Consider the following 17,181-nt stretch of genomic DNA (forward strand, 5'->3'; position numbering starts at 1 on the left):
CACCTGAGAGGTTTCTATCGTGTCACGTACAATTATGCTCATTCCTACCGGCACCAGCGTCGGTCTGACCAGCGTCAGCCTCGGCGTGATCCGTGCCATGGAGCGCAAAGGCGTGCGCCTGAGCGTATTCAAGCCAATTGCCCAGCCACGTGCGGGTGGCGATGCGCCAGACCAAACCACCAGCATTATCCGTAAAAGCTCCGCGATTCCTGCCGCAGAACCGCTGCAGATGTCACGCGTTGAGTCGCTGCTTGGATCTAACCAGCAAGACGTGTTGATGGAAGAGATCATTGCCAACTATCACGCAAACGCTAAAAACGCGGAAGTGGTGCTGGTTGAAGGTCTGGTCCCCACGCGTAAACATCAGTTCGCATCTGCTCTGAACTATGAGATCGCTAAAACCCTGAACGCCGAAATCGTCTTCGTGATGGCGCTGGGCAACGATTCTCCGGCGCAGCTCAAAGAGCGTATCGAACTGACGCAAAGCAGCTTTGGCGGCAGCAAAAACAAAAACATCACTGGCGTGATCATCAACAAACTGAATGCGCCGGTGGATGAGCAAGGTCGTACGCGCCCGGATCTGTCAGAAATTTTTGATGACTCCTCTAAAGCCAGCATCGCCAACATCGATCCAAAGCAGCTGTTTGCCAACAGTCCGCTGCCGGTGCTGGGTTGTGTACCGTGGAGCTTTGATCTGATCGCCACTCGCGCCATCGATATGTGCCGTCACCTGAACGCCGATATCATCAACGAAGGTGAAATCCAGACGCGCCGTGTGAAATCTGTCACCTTCTGTGCGCGTAGCATTCCACACATGCTGGAGCACTTCCGTCCGGGTTCACTGCTGGTAACCTCCGCCGATCGTCCTGATGTACTGGTTGCCGCCTGTTTGGCCGCGATGAACGGCGTAGAAATCGGTGCCGTGCTGTTGACCGGTGGCTATCAGATTGAAGCGCCCATCGCACGCCTGTGTGAACGTGCGTTTCAGACCGGCCTGCCGGTGTTTATGGTGAAAACCAACACCTGGCAGACGTCGCTTAGCCTGCAAAGCTTCAACCTTGAAGTCCCGACTGACGATACGCAGCGCATCGAGAAAGTGCAGGAGTACGTAGCTAGCTTCATCAATGAAGATTGGGTGGAATCGCTGACCGCCACGTCCGAGCGCAGCCGTCGCCTGTCTCCACCGGCATTCCGCTACCAGCTCACCGAGCTGGCGCGCAAAGCAGGCAAACGCATCGTGCTGCCAGAAGGCGACGAGCCGCGTACCGTCAAAGCGGCAGCAATTTGCGCCGAACGCGGCATCGCTACCTGTGTGCTGCTCGGCAATCCGGAAGAGATTCAGCGTGTTGCGGCGGCGCAGGGTGTTGAACTCGGCACAGGCATCGTGATCGTGGATCCAGAAGTGGTACGTGAAAACTACGTGCCACGTTTGGTTGAGCTGCGTAAGAGCAAAGGCATGACCGAAGTGGTGGCGCAGGAGCAGCTGGAAGACAACGTGGTGCTCGGCACCATGATGCTGGAGAGCGGCGAAGTTGACGGTCTGGTCTCCGGCGCGGTTCACACCACTGCGAATACCATTCGTCCACCGCTGCAGTTGATCAAAACCGCGCCAAACAGCTCGCTGGTGTCGTCGGTGTTCTTCATGCTGCTGCCGGAGCAGGTTCTGGTGTATGGCGACTGCGCCATCAACCCGGATCCCAATCCAGAACAGCTGGCAGAGATCGCGATTCAGTCTGCCGACTCAGCTAAAGCCTTCGGTATCGATCCACGCGTCGCGATGATCTCCTACTCAACCGGTAACTCCGGTGCCGGTAGCGACGTAGAGAAAGTACGTGAAGCCACGCGCATCGCGCAGGAAAAACGCCCGGATCTGGTGATCGATGGTCCGCTGCAGTACGACGCCGCGATTATGGAAGACGTCGCCAAATCCAAAGCGCCAAACTCTGCGGTTGCCGGCCGCGCTACCGTGTTCATCTTCCCGGATCTGAACACCGGTAACACCACTTACAAAGCGGTACAGCGTTCTGCCGATCTGATCTCCATCGGACCGATGCTGCAAGGCATGCGTAAGCCGGTGAACGACCTGTCGCGCGGCGCACTGGTGGATGATATCGTCTACACCATCGCATTGACGGCGATTCAATCGCAGCAGGCCGAAGGCTAATCCCCTTTCCCGCCCACCAAAAAAGCATGCACTTCGGTGCGTGCTTTTTTTTTGCCCCGTACTTCACTGGCATAAACCTCACGCTGCGTTAACACTGATTGAAGTCTGCCGCTAATTGCGAGGTGAATAATGAGCAACAGTGATGTGCACCGCCGTCGTTTACAAGCCACGCCGCGCGGCGTGGGTGTGATGTGTGATTTCTATGCGGTAAAAGCCGAGAATGCCACGGTTTGGGATCAACGTGGACGCGAATACACCGATTTTTCCGCAGGCATCGCAGTGCTTAACACCGGGCATCGTCACCCGAAAGTGATGGCTGCGGTGCAACAGCAGCTAGAATGCTTTACCCACACCGCATTTCAAATCATCCCTTATGAGAACTACATTCATCTCGCTGAGCGACTAAATGCGCTGGTGCCGATTAGCGGGCCGGTGAAAACCACCTTTTTCTCAACCGGTGCTGAAGCGGTCGAAAACGCGGTCAAAATAGCGCGTGCGGCCACCGGTCGTCCCGGCATCATCGCCTTCACCGGCGCGTTTCATGGCCGCACCAATATGACAATGTCGCTGACCGGGAAAGTGGTGCCGTATAAAACCGGCTTCGGCCCCTTCGCCAGCCCGGTGTTTCACGCGCGCTATCCCAACGCGCTGCACAAGGTCAGCGTGAGCGATGCGCTCGACAGCCTGGAAGCGATTTTCCGCAGCGATATCAGCCCGCAGCAGGTGGCAGCCATTATCTTTGAACCGGTTCAGGGCGAAGGCGGTTTCTACGGTGCGCCGCCAGAGTTTGTCGTTGCGCTACGGGAGTTGTGCGATCGCCACGGCATACTGCTGATCGCCGATGAGATCCAGAGCGGTTTTGCGCGCACTGGCAAGCTGTTCGCCAGCGACTATTACGCCGTGCAGCCTGATATCATCACCATGGCGAAAAGTCTGGCTGGCGGTTTCCCGCTCTCGGCGGTATCGGGACGCGCAGAAGTCATGGATGCGCCAGAACCCGGCGGCCTGGGCGGAACCTATGCTGGCAGTCCACCGGCGATTGCGGCGGCGCTGGCGGTGTTAGACATTATCGAAGAAGAGGCGCTGTGCAGCCGCGCCAACCAGCTTGGCAGCCGATTAAAACAGACGTTGCAGCGAGCAGATTGTAAAGCGCTGGCGGAAATTCGTGGTTATGGCTCAATGATGGCGGCGGAATTCAATGATGCGGCGGGCAAGCCGTCGGCGGAGATTGCCAAAGCTATTCAGCAGCAGGCGCTGGAAAAAGGTTTGATTCTGCTAACCTGTGGCGTGTACGGCAACGTGATCCGCTTCCTCTATCCGCTGACTATTCCCGATGCGCAGTTCGAGGATGCGTTGGCACTGTTGGCGGGGATTCTGCGGGAACATTAACAATGTTGTATATAAGGTCGCCAAAAATGGCGACCTTACGGCAAGATTACGCTTCGCTGCTCTGTTTACGACGTGCAGCATCACTGTTTCGGCTCAGCCACAGCGACAGCGCCTTAAGCGAATCATCGGTGAACTCGTCACAGCGCGCGGTGATCTCTTCCGGCGTCATCCAGAAGATCTCATCCACTTCCTCTTCCTGCATGGCAAACGGGCCATGGGAAACGCAGCTGAACAGCCCGCCCCATACGCGGCAATGCTGATCTTCAAAATAGAACTGGCCGTGTTCGGCGAATGGAACGGCCGCGATACCCAATTCCTCTTCCGCTTCACGACGCGCCGATTCCAGCAGGTCTTCCCCACTCTGCACCACGCCACCGGCAGTGGCGTCCAGCATACCCGGCATGAAGTCTTTGATTTCAGTACGACGCTGCACCAGAATTTTGCCCATACCATCGTGCACCACAATATAAGTAGCGCGATGACGCAGACACTGCGCACGCATCTGCGCACGGCTGGCCTGCGCAATGACTTCGTTCTCTTCGTTAACGATATCAACCCACTCGATACCGTCACCTGCCGTTTGATCCACCATCCGTAACCCTTTTCTGTTTTCGGCGTGCCCAGCACGCGCCTGTTTGCCATGCTTTATTAGAATGAGCGGTAAGGTAAAGCGTTCTTTTCGCCATCGCAAGGCGCATCGTGCTCAGCGTGTTTTACCCGATTCCGCTAACCAGAGTTGCACCGAAGCACGCTGCCACTGGAACTCCGCATAGTGTTGCAGCTTCACCGGCAGCGCATCGCCGTGCAGCGCCAGGCGATTAATCATCACGGCTAAATCGGTATCCGCAATCGACCATTCGCCAAACAGATTTTGCTGTCCATCAGGCAAAAGGCGCTGCACCGCAGCAATGAGTTTGTTGGCAGCTTGCTCACCTGCCGGCGTAAGCGGCGCAAAGCGTTCGCCGGCGAACAGCACTTCGGTTGGACGCTCAGAGCGCAGCGCCATTAAGTCGCTGCGCAGCCATGCCTGCACTTCGCGCGCATGCGCCCGTTTCTCACGATCGCGCGGATAGAGCCGCTCGAACTCTGGCGCCGGAAAACGCTCTTCCAGGTACTCAGCAATCGCTGAAGATTCCGTCAGCAGCACATCATCGATTTGCAGCGTCGGCACACGGCAGGTCAGCGACAGCGCGCGGTATTCCTCATCCCACTGCGCATTCTGCGATAAATCGACGCGCTTAAGGGTGAAGGGAATGCCCTTCTCGGTGAGCGCAACATAAACCGACATGGCGTAAGGGCTGAAAAAGCAAGAATCTGACCACAAAGTAATGGTTGGATAATTCATTGGCTGCCTCAGAAAAGCGTCAGGTGTGCATCATGTTTACCGATTTTTATTTATTAAGGCAATGGTGCGCTGGTCGGATCTTTAGCTGCTAAGACCAGCGCTGACTTTTCCTTTTTCTTCATAAGCGTAAGCCGAGTCACGCCGCGCGCACGCTTCTCTTCTATGCTCAATCTGAGCAGATAAAAAATGACAAGGAGGCTCAACATGCATTTACTGATCACCGGCGGCACCGGCCTGATTGGCCGCCATCTGATTCCGCGTCTGTTGCAGCTTGGCCATCAGGTGAGCGTCGTCACGCGCGATGTCGCCGCCGCACGCGAGAAACTCGACGCCAGCGTGGCGCTGTGGTCCGGCATCAATCAGCAAACCGATTTAAACGGTATTGATGGTGTGATTAATCTTGCGGGCGAACCGATCGCCGATAAACGCTGGACCGAACAGCAGAAGCAGCGGCTGTGCGAAAGCCGCTGGCAGATCACCGAGCAGCTGGTCTCGCTGATTCACGCCAGCAGCAATCCCCCGCAATTTTTGATTTCCGGCTCGGCTACCGGCTTTTATGGCGATACCGGCGACCTGGTGCTGACCGAAGAGGATCCAGGCCAGGATGAATTTACCCATACGCTGTGCGCGCGTTGGGAACAATTGGCGTTAACTGCACAGAGCGATCGCACGCGCGTCTGTTTGCTGCGCACCGGCGTGGTGCTGGCGAAAGAAGGCGGCGCGTTATCGAAGATGAAACTGCCGTTTAAGCTTGGCGTAGGCGGTCCGATTGGTAGCGGCAAACAGTATTTACCGTGGATTCACATCGACGATTTGGTTAACGCGCTGCTGTGGTTAATCGATCACTCTGAACTGCGCGGCCCGTTCAACATGGTTGCGCCCTATGCGGTGCGCAATGAGCAGTTCGCCGCCACGCTCGGCCATGTGATGCATCGCCCAGCCTTTATGCGCACGCCCGCCAGCGCCATCAAGCTGATGATGGGGGAATCAGCGGTGCTGGTGCTCGGCGGCCAACATGTGTTGCCGAAGCGCCTGGAAGAGTCAGGCTTTGGTTTTCGCTGGTACGATTTGGAGGAAGCGTTGCGGGATGTCGTGTAGGGGCGCCATTAATGGCGCCCGCCTATCACAGATTAACTTCTTTGCTGCGCCACGCGTGATTTCACTGCCGCCGGTTCATGCGTATGTCCCGGCTGCGGCACGCGGATGATAAAGGTCAGCACGCCAGCAAACACGTACAGCGCGGTATACGCCCACACCACGCCGACGATATCGAAAAACGGCAGCAACACCGACGCAATCGCGGGCGCGACAAAATTACTCAGTCCGGCCGACAGGTTATAAATCGACACGGCGGCGCCTTTGTGATGCGGCTCCAGTGTCGGAAACACTGCGGTCATCGGCACGAAGGCGGCGACAAAAATTCCTAACATCACCGCCGGAATCAGCGCCACCCAGAAGTTATGTCCGGCATACAGCGGCAGGTAGTAAAACGCCAGACTGGAGATGGCCATACCGAGACAGCCAAACCAGCGCACCTGACGGATCCAACCCAGTTTCTCGCCGGTAATGCCCCAGAAGATGTTGGTAAAAATGGTGACGAAGAAGAACACCGCCCAGATTTGCAGCCATTCGGAAATGGTGAAACCAAGACGATCAACGAACAGCAGCGGCATGATAATGGCGAAACCAAACAGCGACAGCGTGTTAATGATGCGAATCAGGCAGGCATAAAACACGTGCTGGTTGGTAAACAGAATAGTTACCGCCCGCGACATTTCGGTCATTTTATCGCGCATCGGCAAATTGACGCGCGAACGATCAACCGGCACATGGCGCAAGCTGAAATAGGCCAGCACGCCACCACAGGCAACCCAAATAATCGCCAGCCACAGCGTACCGGTTTCGCCGAGCATCGGGATGGTCAGACTCGGTAAATAGCTGCCGACCACACCGATACCGACGGAATACATTGCCCAGAACCAACCGGTGGCTGCCGCCAGTTTTTCACGCGGCAGCACCTGCACCAGCATCATCATGAATGAGTAAATGAATAGCGGATACGCCAGACCGCGAATGCCGTAAAATAGCACCATCAGCGTATAGTTGCGCATGCCAAGTCCCAGCGACATAAACAGCGTGTGCATGACAATCCACAGCACGAAGCCAATCATCATGGCACGCTGGGGCGTAATCAGTTCCGCTACCACGCCCGATGCCCACGCCGCTAGCGCTGCCGCCAGTCCGTAAAAAGTAAATACTACCGCCGACTGCGCTGGCGTGAAGCCCATATCGGTGATGTGACGCGACAGAAATGCCATTTCAAAGCCGTCACCCGCCATAAAAATAGCGATGGCGAGGAAGCCCCAGAACATCTTTTTCGGTAAGCCAAACCAGTAATCATTCGATTGCATCTCATTCATCCTCTGTCTGGAATTATTCAGGCAACAACACTCGCGCCTGCTGCTGTTGTGCATAGAGCGTGCGGAACAGCTGCAATCGCTGCTGCAGCACCTTGCCGCGCGCAGCATCTGGTTGATATCGCGCCTGCACCGGCGGTTTTAGGCAAACTTCGCTCTCCACACCACCCGCGGCCAGCCATGCCAGACGCGCAGCCCCCAATGCGCCGGACGCGCTGGCGGGATGCGTGACGATCGGCAGTTGCAGCACATCGGCGATCAACTGCGCCCACAACGTGCTGCGCGCCCCACCGCCGGTCAGGCTGCACTGCTGAATCTGGCGCTGCGCATCACCAAGCACCGCGAACCCGTCGGCCAGACCAAAAGCTACGCCTTCAATTACTGCGTAGCCGAGCAGCGCACGCGGTGTTTCGTGGCGCAGATTGAAGAAAGAACCGGAGGCGTCAGGATCGTTGTGTGGCGTGCGTTCACCGGAAAGATAGGGCAGGAAAACCGGGGCATGACGCCGCTGCTCTTCACTGAGCTGTGCCATCTCTTCCATCAGTTGGCTTTCGGTAACGGAGAGCAGATTACACAGCCAGCGCAGGCAGCTGGCGGCGCTGAGCATCACGCTCATCTGGTGCCAGCGTCCGGGCAAGGCGTGACAAAAGGCGTGCACGCCCGATTGCGGATCGGCCAGCAAACGATCGTTGACGACAAAAATCACGCCGGAGGTACCCAGCGAGATAAAAGCATCACCCGGATTAACCGCGCCGACACCAACCGCCGATGCGGCATTGTCGCCACCGCCGCCCGCCACGCAGACCGCGGCCGACAAGCCCCATTCACTTGCCAGATCGGCTTTCAATGGGGCGCTCACCGCGCTGCCTTCCACCAGCGCCGGCATATTGGCGCGCGTGAGACCGGTGATGGCTAACAGTTCGTCGGACCAGTCGCGCTGAGCCACATCGAGCCACAACGTGCCTGCCGCGTCTGAAGGTTCACTGATAAATTGTCCGGTTAAACGCCAGCGTAGGTAGTCTTTCGGCAATAGCACTTTATCGATGCGACGGAAAATCTCAGGCTCATGTTCTGCCACCCAACGCAGTTTAGGTGCGGTGAAGCCCGGCATAATCATATTGCCGCTGAGCTGCATCATTTCCGGATGTTGGGCACTGAGCGCGGCACATTGCGGCGCACTGCGTGTGTCATTCCACAGAATGCACGGGCGCAGCACCTTACCCTGCGCATCCAGCAGCACCGCGCCGTGCATCTGCCCGGACAAACCCATCGCGCGAATCTCGCTCCAGGCCAGCGCATCCTGCTGGCGCAATCCAGCAAGGACATCACCGCACGCTTGCCACCAGCGCTCGGGATCCTGTTCTGCCCAGTGCGCATGCGGGCGCTGCACGTTGAGCGTGGCGTGATTCGAGGCAATGATCTCACCCTGCGCATTGATGATCAGCGCTTTGAGCTCGGAGGTGCCAATATCAATCCCAAGATACATAACGCGCTCCTTACACCGCAGCCAGCATGCGTTCTGGCTGTTTCAGCCACAGTTGCAGATCCGCCACGCTGCGCGTCACCAGCGCATGAAACGCCTTGTCCTGTGCCAGTTCGCCAAATAGCGCGCTATCGCTGAGGAAAGCGTTCAGTGCATCGGAGCGGCTAAACTGCTGGCGCAGCGCATCGGCTTGCAGCACGCCATCCTGATAGGTGTAAGGCAAATCATCACAGGCCCAGCGCTGCAGGAACAGGAAGAACAGTGCAGGCAGCACGGCAGTGGCCGCCGGTTCTGCGCCACGCTGGTAGCATTCGCGCAGTGTTGGCGTCACCATGCCGGGGATTTTCGACAAACCGTCCGCGCCAACACGTTGATTGGTGTCTTTAATGTAGGGATTGCTAAAACGCGCCAGAACTACATCGCGATAATCGGCTAAATCCAGCGGGCTCGGCGACAGCGATGGCATCACATCCTGGGTCACGTAGTCATAGGCCAGTTGGTAAATCGCCGGCTGACGCGTGCTGTCATCAATGTAATTGAGGCCAATCAGCGTGCCTGCCCAGGCAATCGCCGCATGCGTGGCGTTAAGGATGCGGATTTTCGCCTCTTCCCACGGCAATACCGATTCCACCAGCTCAACGCCAACCTTCTCCAGCGCCGGCCGACCGGCAATGAAGTCATCTTCAATCACCCATTGAATAAAGGATTCGGCCATCACCGATGCACCATCCTCTTTACCCGTAGCGGCTTTAACGCGCTCAGCCACATCCGGCGTTGGACGCGGCGTAATACGATCCACCATGGTGTTAGGCGAGGTGGTATTTTCGCGCACCCAATTCGCTAAGGCGTTGTCACCTTTGGCGGTAAGAAACGCGAGGAAGCCGTGACGGAAACGTTCGCCGTTGTGGCGCAGGTTATCGCAGTTGAGCAGCGTAACGGGCGCGCCACCGTTGGCCACGCGCTGCGTGAGGATGCGTGCCAGCGCGCCATAAATCGTGCGGATGTCGCCTTTCACATCGGCCTGCACATCCGGTTGCGTCAGGTCCAGTTCGAATTCCGGTGTCAAATAGTAACCGGCTTCGGTGACGGTAAAACCTATCACGCGGGTTTCACTTTTCGCTCCCTGCTCCACCAGCGCGCTGATGTCGCTATCCCACGGCAGGATTTTGCGCAGTGACGTGATGGTTTCGTAGGCGCGTTCGCCATCGGGTGTAACGGTTTCCAGCACATATTCGCCCTCTTGCGCAGCGAGTTGCTTTAGCAACGGCGCGGCATCATTGCGGATATTGCCGAGGGCAATGCTCCAGCTGTCATCGCCCTGCTCGCGTAGTTTATGCAGATACCACGCCTGATGAGCGCGGTGAAAAGATCCTGCGCCGATATGCATCCACACTGATTGATTGGTCATAGTCGCCTCAAAATAAACATTTGCCACGATTAAGGGCATTTGCCCGATTAGGCGTAGCATAGTGCGAGCGAGCAGCCTTGTTCTGCGAGCTCAATCACAATTAATACTTTTGCTCTTTTTTAGGGCTTTTGCTCAATTAACACTTCATCGGCATCTCGCGTTAACATGGCGCACCGGTTTTGACGGAACAGCGCGATGAGCAGAGAAGAGAAAAAACAAGAACTGGCAGCACGTGCGGCCTGGATGTATTACGTGGCGGGCGTGACGCAGCAAGAGATTGCACGCGCGTTAGGATTGTCACGTCAGGTGGCGCAGCGATTGGTCTCCAGCGCGCGTGAAATGGGCATGGTGAGCGTAAAGATTGATCATCCGGTTACCCATTGCTTGCATCTGGCGCGCGACGTTCAGGAGAAATTTGGCCTGCAACTGTGCCGTGTGGTGCCATCCGCCAATCTGGATGATGACGCTATTCAGCAGATGCTGGCAGTGGAAGGCGCGGCGGTGATGGCGCAATACATCAGCGAGGAGCAGCCGCAGGTATTTGGCATTGGTTCCGGTAAGACGCTGCGCTCGATGATTGATGCACTTCCCTGGGTTGAACGACCGCAGCATCAGTGCGTTTCGATGATTGGCGCGATTGCGCGGGACGACTCGGGTACGCGCTACGACGTGCCGCTGAAGATGGCGGAGAAGATGCAGGGCAAGTATTTCTTCATTCCTGCGCCGCTGTATGCGGATACGCCCGAAGATAAAGAGATGTGGATTCAGCATCAGGTTTATCAGCGCGTGACGTTACGCGCCTTGCAGGCGAATGTGGCCTTCGTTGGCATCGGCGAAGTGCAGCCCGGCTGCCCGCTGCATGCCGAAGGCTTTATCACCGATGCGCAAGTTGCTGCGCTCAACGCGCGCGGCGTGGTGGGCGAAATGCTCGGGCACTTTTTCAATCAGCAAGGTGAACGCGTGTGGGGTGAAACCGATGAACTGCTCACCAGCGTGTTGCTGGAGAGCCAGACGCAACGCCAGATTATTGGCTTTGCCGGCAGCGAGCGTAAATATCCGGCGATTCGCGCGGCGTTGCAGGGCGGCTGGGTGTCAGGTCTGGTGACCGATGAGGATACGGCGCTGAAGTTGTTGCGGGGATAGAGGGTGCTTGCTGTCCCCCATCCCGGCCTTCCCCCGCCCGCGGGGGAAGGAGACGCTGCCAAATGCCACTTCAACACCCACAGATAGCAGCATCTTCCTCCCCCAATTTTGGGGGAGGACCGAGGAGGGGGACAGCGAGCACTGGCCGGGATGGGGGACAGCGGGCACAAAACTACTTCAACGATCCCTTCAAAAACTGCTGCAAACGTGGGCTTTTTGGATTGCCGAACAGCTCATCCGGCGTGCCCTGCTCTTCAATTTTGCCCTGATGCAGGAAGATCACATGATTAGAGACGTGACGAGCAAACTCCATCTCATGCGTCACCACCACCATGGTTTTGCCCTCTTCCGCCAGTTTCTGCATAATGCGCAGCACTTCGCCGACCAGTTCCGGATCGAGCGCAGAAGTGGGTTCGTCAAACAGTAACACTTCAGGCTCCATCGCCAACGCACGCGCAATCGACACGCGCTGCTGCTGACCACCGGAAAGGTGCACCGGATATTTGGCACGCGCACGCGCATCAATGCCGACTTTATCCAGATACTTGATCGCACGCTCACGCGCTTCCGCCTTGCTCAGCCCCAGCACCTGAATCGGCGCTTCGGTAACGTTGTCCAGCACCGTCATGTGGCTCCACAGGTTGAAGTGCTGAAACACCATGGTCAGGCGCGTGCGCAGCATACGCAGCTGCTCTTTGTTCGCGACTTTCAGTTGACCATCGGTGTCGCGCACCAGATTGATCTGCTGGTTGTTGACCGCAATGGTGCCTTCGCTCGGTTTCTCGAGGAAGTTAATGCAGCGTAAAAAGGTACTTTTCCCGGAACCGGACGAGCCAATAATGCTGATCACATCGCCGGCATTTGCCTGCAGCGATACGCCTTTCAGAACTTCATGTTCACCGTAACGTTTGTGCAGTTCGGTAACGCTTAATTTATTGTCAGCCATAGTGATACTCAATGCGATGAAGAAGGTTTTACGTGCGCCAGGAAGCGTTGTTCAGCTTTGCGGAACAAGCTAATCAGCCCGTAAGAGATAATCAGATACAGCACCGCAGCGATGCCAAACGCGGTAAACGGCTGATAGGTGGCCGAGTTGATATCGCGCGCGATTTTTAACAGATCCGGCACCGTCGCGGTAAACGCCAGCGCGGTGGAGTGCAGCATCAGGATCACTTCATTGCTGTACGCCGGCAGCGCGGTGCGCAGTGCCGACGGCAGAATGATGCAGCGATACAATTTAAACGGTGAGAAGCCATAGGCGCGCGCCGCTTCGATTTCACCGTGCGGCACCGAACGAATCGCACCGGCAAAGATTTCGGTGGTATAGGCGCAGGTGTTCAGCGTGAACGCCAGCAGCGTACAGTTCAATCCACTGCGGAAGAAGGCGTTCAGCAGCTCGGTGCCCTTCACAACTTCCAGCGTGTACATGCCGGAGTAGAACACCAGCAGCTGCACATACAGCGGCGTACCGCGAAACACATAGGTGAACAGCCAAACCGGCGTGGAGATAAAGCGGTTAGAGGAGACGCGCGCAATCGCCAGCAGCACCGCGAGCGAACCGCCAATCACCACCGAGATGATCAATAACCACAGCGTAATCGCGATGCCGGTAAAACGGTAACCATCGGTCCAGAGCAGCTGTTTCCAATACTCCTGAATAATCTCAATCATAGCTCTGCCCTTTTCACACCCACCGTGTAGCGACGTTCAAGCCACCACAGCACGCCATTCGACAGCGTGGTAAACACCAGATAAATCACACCTGCCACAATGGCGAAGTAGAACGGCTGCCAGGTACTTTTACCTGCCAGCTGCGTGGCTTTCACCACATCTTCCAGCCCCAGCAGCGAAACCAGCGCCGTGGCTTTGAGAATAACCTGCCAGTTGTTGCCGATGCCCGGCAGCGCGAAGCGCATCATGGCCGGGAACAGAATGCGACGGAAGGTTTGCGAGCCGGTGAAACCGAAGGCGGTTGCCGCTTCGATCTGCCCTTTTGGCACCGCGAGGAACGCACCACGGAAGGTTTCAGTGAAGTAAGCACCGTAGATAAAGCCGAGCGTGATGATACCGGCGACCATCGGGTCGATATCAAATTGCGCCAGTCCCAGCGCATCAGTGAGGGTATTCAAGGCGATCTGCAGACCGTAGAAGATCAGCAGCATCAACACCAAATCGGGCACACCGCGGATTAAGGTGGTGTAGCCTTCAAACAGCATCGCCAGCGGGCGACTGCGGGAAAGTTTGGCGCCAGCGCCAATCAAGCCGAGCACCACCGCCAGCAACACGGAACTGAGCGCCAGCTCCAGCGTTACAAGGGTGCCCTTGAGGATTACTTCGGAATAGCCATACAACATGGGTTCAATCCTGTCGTGAGGGTAAGTTACAAACGCTGCCCAACTGACGGACAGTCCTAACCAGGAAATTTGAATCGCAGGATGGATGGCGGCAAGCGTATGAAGCCGGGCAGTTTACATAGGTAAGCGCCCGGAGTGAATACTTATGTGCAACCTTCCTGCCTTTCACAGACCAGGATTAGGAAACAGGATAATTAATCGCCGTACACGTTGAAATCAAAGTACTTCTTAGCAATCTTGTCGTAAGTGCCGTCTTTACGCATCTCAACAAAAGCTTTATCGATCGCGGCCTTCAGATCGGCATCATCTTTACGCAAGCCCATACCGGTACCGACGCCAAAGATCTTGTCGTCTTTCACTGCCGGGCCGGCAAACGCATATTTAGCGCCAACAGGCTGCTTCAGGAAACCTTCGCTCGCCTGCACTTCGTCCTGGAACGCGGCATCAATACGACCGGCATTCAGATCCTGATACACCAGATCCTGGTTAGCGTAAGGCGTAACGGTGACACCTTTTGGCTGCCAGTACTCTTTTGCATAGGTTTCCTGGGTGGTGCCCTGCAGCAGACCGATGTTTTTCCCTTTCAGGGATTCAATGGTCGGTTGCAGCGTAGAACCTTTCGGTGCCACTAAGCGCGCGTTCGCCGCATACAGTTTTTCAGAGAAGTTGATCTCTTCCTGACGCTTTTCGGTAATTGACAGAGAAGAGATGATGGCGTCGATCTTCTTCGCTTTCAGCGACGGGATCAGCGCATCGAAATCACTTTCCACATAAGTACATTTAGTCTTGATACGTTTACAAATTTCGTTCGCCAGATCGATATCAAAGCCCACCAGCTGACCTTGCGCGTTCTTGGATTCGAATGGCGGATAAGTCGGGTCAGTTCCGATGCGCAGCGACTGCGGCACAGCGGCGAAGACGCTCGCGCTACTTACCATTGTCAGCATCAGAGAAAGAGCCAGAACTCGCTTTTTCATAGGTAACCCTCAAGTGAAGTGCTTATTGTTATGTGGTGCGTGATGTGTTGGTTTGCGCTGTAAGCTGTGCACGTTTCATGCCAGTTGTGCGAATTGGCTAAACGCTGCGCAAGCGCGCTAAATACTGCGCCGGTTAGCGGCGCAAGCACTTAGTTTGTGAGGGAAATATAACAGTGGTGTGAGGAAGAAAAAGCGACATTGTTAACTTTTGGTGCACAAGATGCACGAAGAGTGATCGCACACGCGAATTTGCACACGAGCAGTGCATTAATGCACCATTATGCACCACTCCAGCGAGTGAAAAGATCTTCTGGCAGCTCAATATCGAACTGATCAAGCACACGATTCACCGTTTGATCGACTAAATCGCCGATGGATTGCGGACGATGATAGAACGCTGGCACCGGCGGCATGATCAGCGCGCCCAGCTCTGCGGCGGTGGTCATCATGCGCAAATGTCCCAAATGCAGCGGCGTTTCGCGTACGCACAGCACCAGCTTACGCTGCTCTTTCAGCACTACATCCGCCGCGCGGGTTAGCAGGCTATCGCTGTAGCTGTGCACGATCCCTGACAGCGTTTTCATCGAGCACGGCGCGATCGCCATGCCGAGAGTCTTGTAAGATCCGGATGAGATGCTGGCGGCGATGTCGCGCACGTCATGCACCACATCGGCCATCGCTTGCACCTCGCGCAGGCTGAAATCGGTCTCCAGCGCCAGCGTTTGCCGCGCGGCGGGGCTGATCACCAAATGGGTTTCCACCTCCGCCAGCGGTTGCAGCACTTGCAACATGCGCACGCCGTAGATCGCGCCGCTGGCGCCGGAAATACCAATGATCAGTCGTTTCATAATTCAGCCTTGCAGGTTCAGATTGCGGCAATGATAGCGGCTCACTGAACAAAAATACAAAAACAAACAGGGCGGGATTGCGCCCGCCCTGCTTTTACTCTGCCATAACCTCTGGCTTAGCCTTCGTTGTGCAGCTCCAGACCTTCCACTTCTGTCTGACGCGCGATGGCTTTGGAATCGTCATTACGTAGCGACTGCAGATACTCAAGGTACTGTTGATCGACATCTTTGGTGACGTAGATGCCGTTGAATACCGAGCACTCAAAGTTGGCGATATCCGGGTTCTCTTCACGCACCGCTTCAATCAGGTCGTTGAGATCCTGGAAAATCAACGCATCCGCTTTAATCAGCTGGCAGATCTCATTCACTTCACGGCCATGCGCAATCAGTTCGGTAGCGCTTGGCATATCAATGCCATAGACGTTCGGGAAACGGATTTCCGGTGCCGCCGAGGCGAGATAGACTTTTTTCGCGCCCGCTTCACGTGCCATCTCAATGATCTGCTCGGATGTGGTGCCGCGAACGATGGAGTCATCCACCAGCAACACATTCTTATCACGGAACTCAGCACGGTTGGCGTTCAGCTTGCGGCGAACGGCGCTGCGGCGCTGCTGCTGGCCGGGCATGATAAAGGTACGGCCAACGTAGCGGTTCTTCACGAAGCCCTGACGATATGGCTTGTCGAGGATACGTGCGATTTCCAGCGCGATATCGGTTGAGGTTTCCGGAATCGGGATCACCACATCGATATCCAGATCTTCCCACTCGCGGGCAATTTTGTTACCCAACTTGGTGCCCATACGCACGCGTGCGCTGTACACCGAGATTTTGTCGAGGAACGAGTCCGGACGCGCAAAGTAGACGTATTCGAACAGGCACGGATTGGTTTTCGGGTTCTCGGCGCATTGACGCGTAGAGAGCTGGCCCTGCTCGGTGATGTACACGGCTTCGCCAGGCGCTACGTCACGAATGAACTCGAAGCCCAGCGTATCCAGCGCGACGCTCTCTGACGCCACCATGTATTCGGTGCGGCCATCGGCGATAACGCGCTTGCCCAGCACCAGCGGACGAATACCGTTGGGATCGCGGAAGGCGACCATTCCGTGTCCGATAATCATTGAAACCACTGCGTAAGCGCCGCGCACCTGCTGATGCACAGCCGCCACCGCAGCAAAAATGTTGTCAGCTTCCAGCGGATAGTGCTGAAAACGGTCCAGCTCCTGCGCGAAGATGTTCAGCAGGATTTCGGAATCTGAGGTGGTATTAACGTGACGGCGACCCGTTTCGAACAGCTGTTTACGCAGTTCGTGGGCGTTAGTCAGGTTGCCGTTATGCGCCAACGTGATGCCGTAAGGAGAGTTCACGTAGAAAGGTTGCGCTTCAGAGGCGCTGGAGCTGCCTGCCGTTGGGTAGCGCACATGACCAATCCCGATGTTGCCCTGCAGACGCTGCATATGGCGCGCTTCGAACACATCGCTGACCAGGCCGTTGGCTTTACGCAAACGGAAGCAGTTAATAGCATCGATGGTACAAATGCCGGCGGCATCCTGCCCGCGGTGCTGAAGCACCGTTAACGCGTCATAGATTGACTGGTTTACTGGCATGAAACCGGTGATACCAACAATACCGCACATATTGTCATTTCCTCATTAG

15 protein-coding genes are annotated in these 17,181 nt (G+C 56.2%); 4 read left to right on the plus strand and 11 right to left on the minus strand.

The annotated features are described in order from the left end of the window. Positions 1-19: 19 nt before the first annotated feature. Together pta and ACVLVH_RS07785 are read left to right on the plus strand one after the other, a co-directional pair. On the plus strand, positions 20-2,164 hold the full coding sequence (gene pta, locus ACVLVH_RS07780; RefSeq protein WP_192411470.1) for a phosphate acetyltransferase: 2,145 nt from the start codon (positions 20-22) through the stop codon (positions 2,162-2,164). A gap of 129 nt (positions 2,165-2,293) precedes the next feature. Further along, positions 2,294-3,553: a 4-aminobutyrate--2-oxoglutarate transaminase gene (locus ACVLVH_RS07785; protein ID WP_192411469.1), complete on the plus strand. Its 1,260-nt coding sequence runs from the start codon at positions 2,294-2,296 to the stop codon at positions 3,551-3,553. Positions 3,554-3,599: 46 nt separating this feature from the next. Here the strand turns inward: ACVLVH_RS07785 and yfcD are convergent, their stop codons facing one another. Beyond that, positions 3,600-4,145, minus strand: a complete 546-nt coding sequence (yfcD, locus tag ACVLVH_RS07790; RefSeq protein WP_007889295.1) for an NUDIX hydrolase YfcD — start codon at positions 4,143-4,145, stop codon at positions 3,600-3,602. A 111-nt stretch (positions 4,146-4,256) separates the two neighbouring features. Then, positions 4,257-4,898 (minus strand): glutathione transferase, encoded by a 642-nt coding sequence (gene yfcF, locus ACVLVH_RS07795; protein ID WP_008105173.1) that lies wholly within the window; start codon positions 4,896-4,898, stop codon positions 4,257-4,259. Between the two features lie 204 nt (positions 4,899-5,102). Here yfcF and ACVLVH_RS07800 point away from each other — a divergent pair, with 204 nt between their 5' ends. Beyond that, a complete protein-coding gene (locus ACVLVH_RS07800) occupies positions 5,103-5,996 on the plus strand; it encodes a TIGR01777 family oxidoreductase (RefSeq protein WP_101763646.1) in 894 nt (297 codons plus the stop codon). A gap of 32 nt (positions 5,997-6,028) precedes the next feature. Here ACVLVH_RS07800 and ACVLVH_RS07805 read toward each other — a convergent pair whose 3' ends face one another. Genes ACVLVH_RS07805 through dalD form a run of 3 tightly spaced genes read right to left on the minus strand, consistent with a single transcriptional unit; the run spans position 6,029 to position 10,206 of the window. Further along, entirely contained in the window at positions 6,029-7,309 is a 1,281-nt protein-coding gene (locus ACVLVH_RS07805; RefSeq protein WP_192411468.1) for an MFS transporter, read from the minus strand. A gap of 22 nt (positions 7,310-7,331) precedes the next feature. Beyond that, a complete protein-coding gene (gene xylB, locus ACVLVH_RS07810) occupies positions 7,332-8,801 on the minus strand; it encodes a xylulokinase (protein WP_280171905.1) in 1,470 nt (489 codons plus the stop codon). Positions 8,802-8,811: 10 nt separating this feature from the next. After that, complete coding sequence (gene dalD / locus ACVLVH_RS07815) at positions 8,812-10,206, minus strand: D-arabinitol 4-dehydrogenase (protein WP_192233263.1); 1,395 nt, start codon at positions 10,204-10,206, stop codon at positions 8,812-8,814. Positions 10,207-10,401: 195 nt separating this feature from the next. On the opposite strand from dalD, the gene ACVLVH_RS07820 reads away from it, so the two are divergent. Further along, positions 10,402-11,349, plus strand: a complete 948-nt coding sequence (locus ACVLVH_RS07820; protein ID WP_192233261.1) for a sugar-binding transcriptional regulator — start codon at positions 10,402-10,404, stop codon at positions 11,347-11,349. 172 nt (positions 11,350-11,521) lie between these two features. Here ACVLVH_RS07820 and hisP read toward each other — a convergent pair whose 3' ends face one another. The 6 genes from hisP to purF form a co-directional block, all read right to left on the minus strand. Further along, positions 11,522-12,295 (minus strand): histidine ABC transporter ATP-binding protein HisP, encoded by a 774-nt coding sequence (hisP, locus tag ACVLVH_RS07825; RefSeq protein WP_101763641.1) that lies wholly within the window; start codon positions 12,293-12,295, stop codon positions 11,522-11,524. An 8-nt stretch (positions 12,296-12,303) separates the two neighbouring features. Further along, positions 12,304-13,020 (minus strand): ABC transporter permease, encoded by a 717-nt coding sequence (locus tag ACVLVH_RS07830; RefSeq protein WP_008105190.1) that lies wholly within the window; start codon positions 13,018-13,020, stop codon positions 12,304-12,306. Then, complete coding sequence (locus tag ACVLVH_RS07835) at positions 13,017-13,703, minus strand: histidine ABC transporter permease HisQ (RefSeq protein ID WP_008105192.1); 687 nt, start codon at positions 13,701-13,703, stop codon at positions 13,017-13,019. Before ACVLVH_RS07835 ends, ACVLVH_RS07830 begins: the two co-directional genes overlap by 4 nt. 194 nt (positions 13,704-13,897) lie before the next feature. Beyond that, the gene (argT, locus tag ACVLVH_RS07840; RefSeq protein ID WP_101763640.1) at positions 13,898-14,680 is read right to left on the minus strand and encodes a lysine/arginine/ornithine ABC transporter substrate-binding protein ArgT; all 783 of its coding nucleotides are present in this window, start codon (positions 14,678-14,680) and stop codon (positions 13,898-13,900) included. Between the two features lie 278 nt (positions 14,681-14,958). Continuing rightward, positions 14,959-15,528: a UbiX family flavin prenyltransferase gene (locus ACVLVH_RS07845; RefSeq protein ID WP_061717852.1), complete on the minus strand. Its 570-nt coding sequence runs from the start codon at positions 15,526-15,528 to the stop codon at positions 14,959-14,961. Positions 15,529-15,644: 116 nt separating this feature from the next. Next, positions 15,645-17,162: an amidophosphoribosyltransferase gene (purF, locus tag ACVLVH_RS07850; protein ID WP_101763639.1), complete on the minus strand. Its 1,518-nt coding sequence runs from the start codon at positions 17,160-17,162 to the stop codon at positions 15,645-15,647. Between the last annotated feature and the right edge of the window lie 19 nt (positions 17,163-17,181).

Source organism: Kluyvera sp. 1366 (assembly GCF_054823405.1).

What these genes read in the sequence shown, in the direction of transcription:
- argT (WP_101763640.1), bottom strand. Translation starts at nt 14,680, where the DNA reads ATGAAAAAGCGAGTTCTGGCTCTTTCTCTGATGCTGACAATGGTAAGT.
- ACVLVH_RS07800 (WP_101763646.1), top strand. Translation starts at nt 5,103, where the DNA reads ATGCATTTACTGATCACCGGCGGCACCGGCCTGATTGGCCGCCATCTG.
- yfcF (WP_008105173.1), bottom strand. Translation starts at nt 4,898, where the DNA reads ATGAATTATCCAACCATTACTTTGTGGTCAGATTCTTGCTTTTTCAGC.
- ACVLVH_RS07805 (WP_192411468.1), bottom strand. Translation starts at nt 7,309, where the DNA reads ATGCAATCGAATGATTACTGGTTTGGCTTACCGAAAAAGATGTTCTGG.
- yfcD (WP_007889295.1), bottom strand. Translation starts at nt 4,145, where the DNA reads ATGGTGGATCAAACGGCAGGTGACGGTATCGAGTGGGTTGATATCGTT.
- ACVLVH_RS07835 (WP_008105192.1), bottom strand. Translation starts at nt 13,703, where the DNA reads ATGTTGTATGGCTATTCCGAAGTAATCCTCAAGGGCACCCTTGTAACG.
- ACVLVH_RS07845 (WP_061717852.1), bottom strand. Translation starts at nt 15,528, where the DNA reads ATGAAACGACTGATCATTGGTATTTCCGGCGCCAGCGGCGCGATCTAC.
- ACVLVH_RS07820 (WP_192233261.1), top strand. Translation starts at nt 10,402, where the DNA reads ATGAGCAGAGAAGAGAAAAAACAAGAACTGGCAGCACGTGCGGCCTGG.
- xylB (WP_280171905.1), bottom strand. Translation starts at nt 8,801, where the DNA reads ATGTATCTTGGGATTGATATTGGCACCTCCGAGCTCAAAGCGCTGATC.
- dalD (WP_192233263.1), bottom strand. Translation starts at nt 10,206, where the DNA reads ATGACCAATCAATCAGTGTGGATGCATATCGGCGCAGGATCTTTTCAC.
- ACVLVH_RS07830 (WP_008105190.1), bottom strand. Translation starts at nt 13,020, where the DNA reads ATGATTGAGATTATTCAGGAGTATTGGAAACAGCTGCTCTGGACCGAT.
- hisP (WP_101763641.1), bottom strand. Translation starts at nt 12,295, where the DNA reads ATGGCTGACAATAAATTAAGCGTTACCGAACTGCACAAACGTTACGGT.
- ACVLVH_RS07785 (WP_192411469.1), top strand. Translation starts at nt 2,294, where the DNA reads ATGAGCAACAGTGATGTGCACCGCCGTCGTTTACAAGCCACGCCGCGC.
- purF (WP_101763639.1), bottom strand. Translation starts at nt 17,162, where the DNA reads ATGTGCGGTATTGTTGGTATCACCGGTTTCATGCCAGTAAACCAGTCA.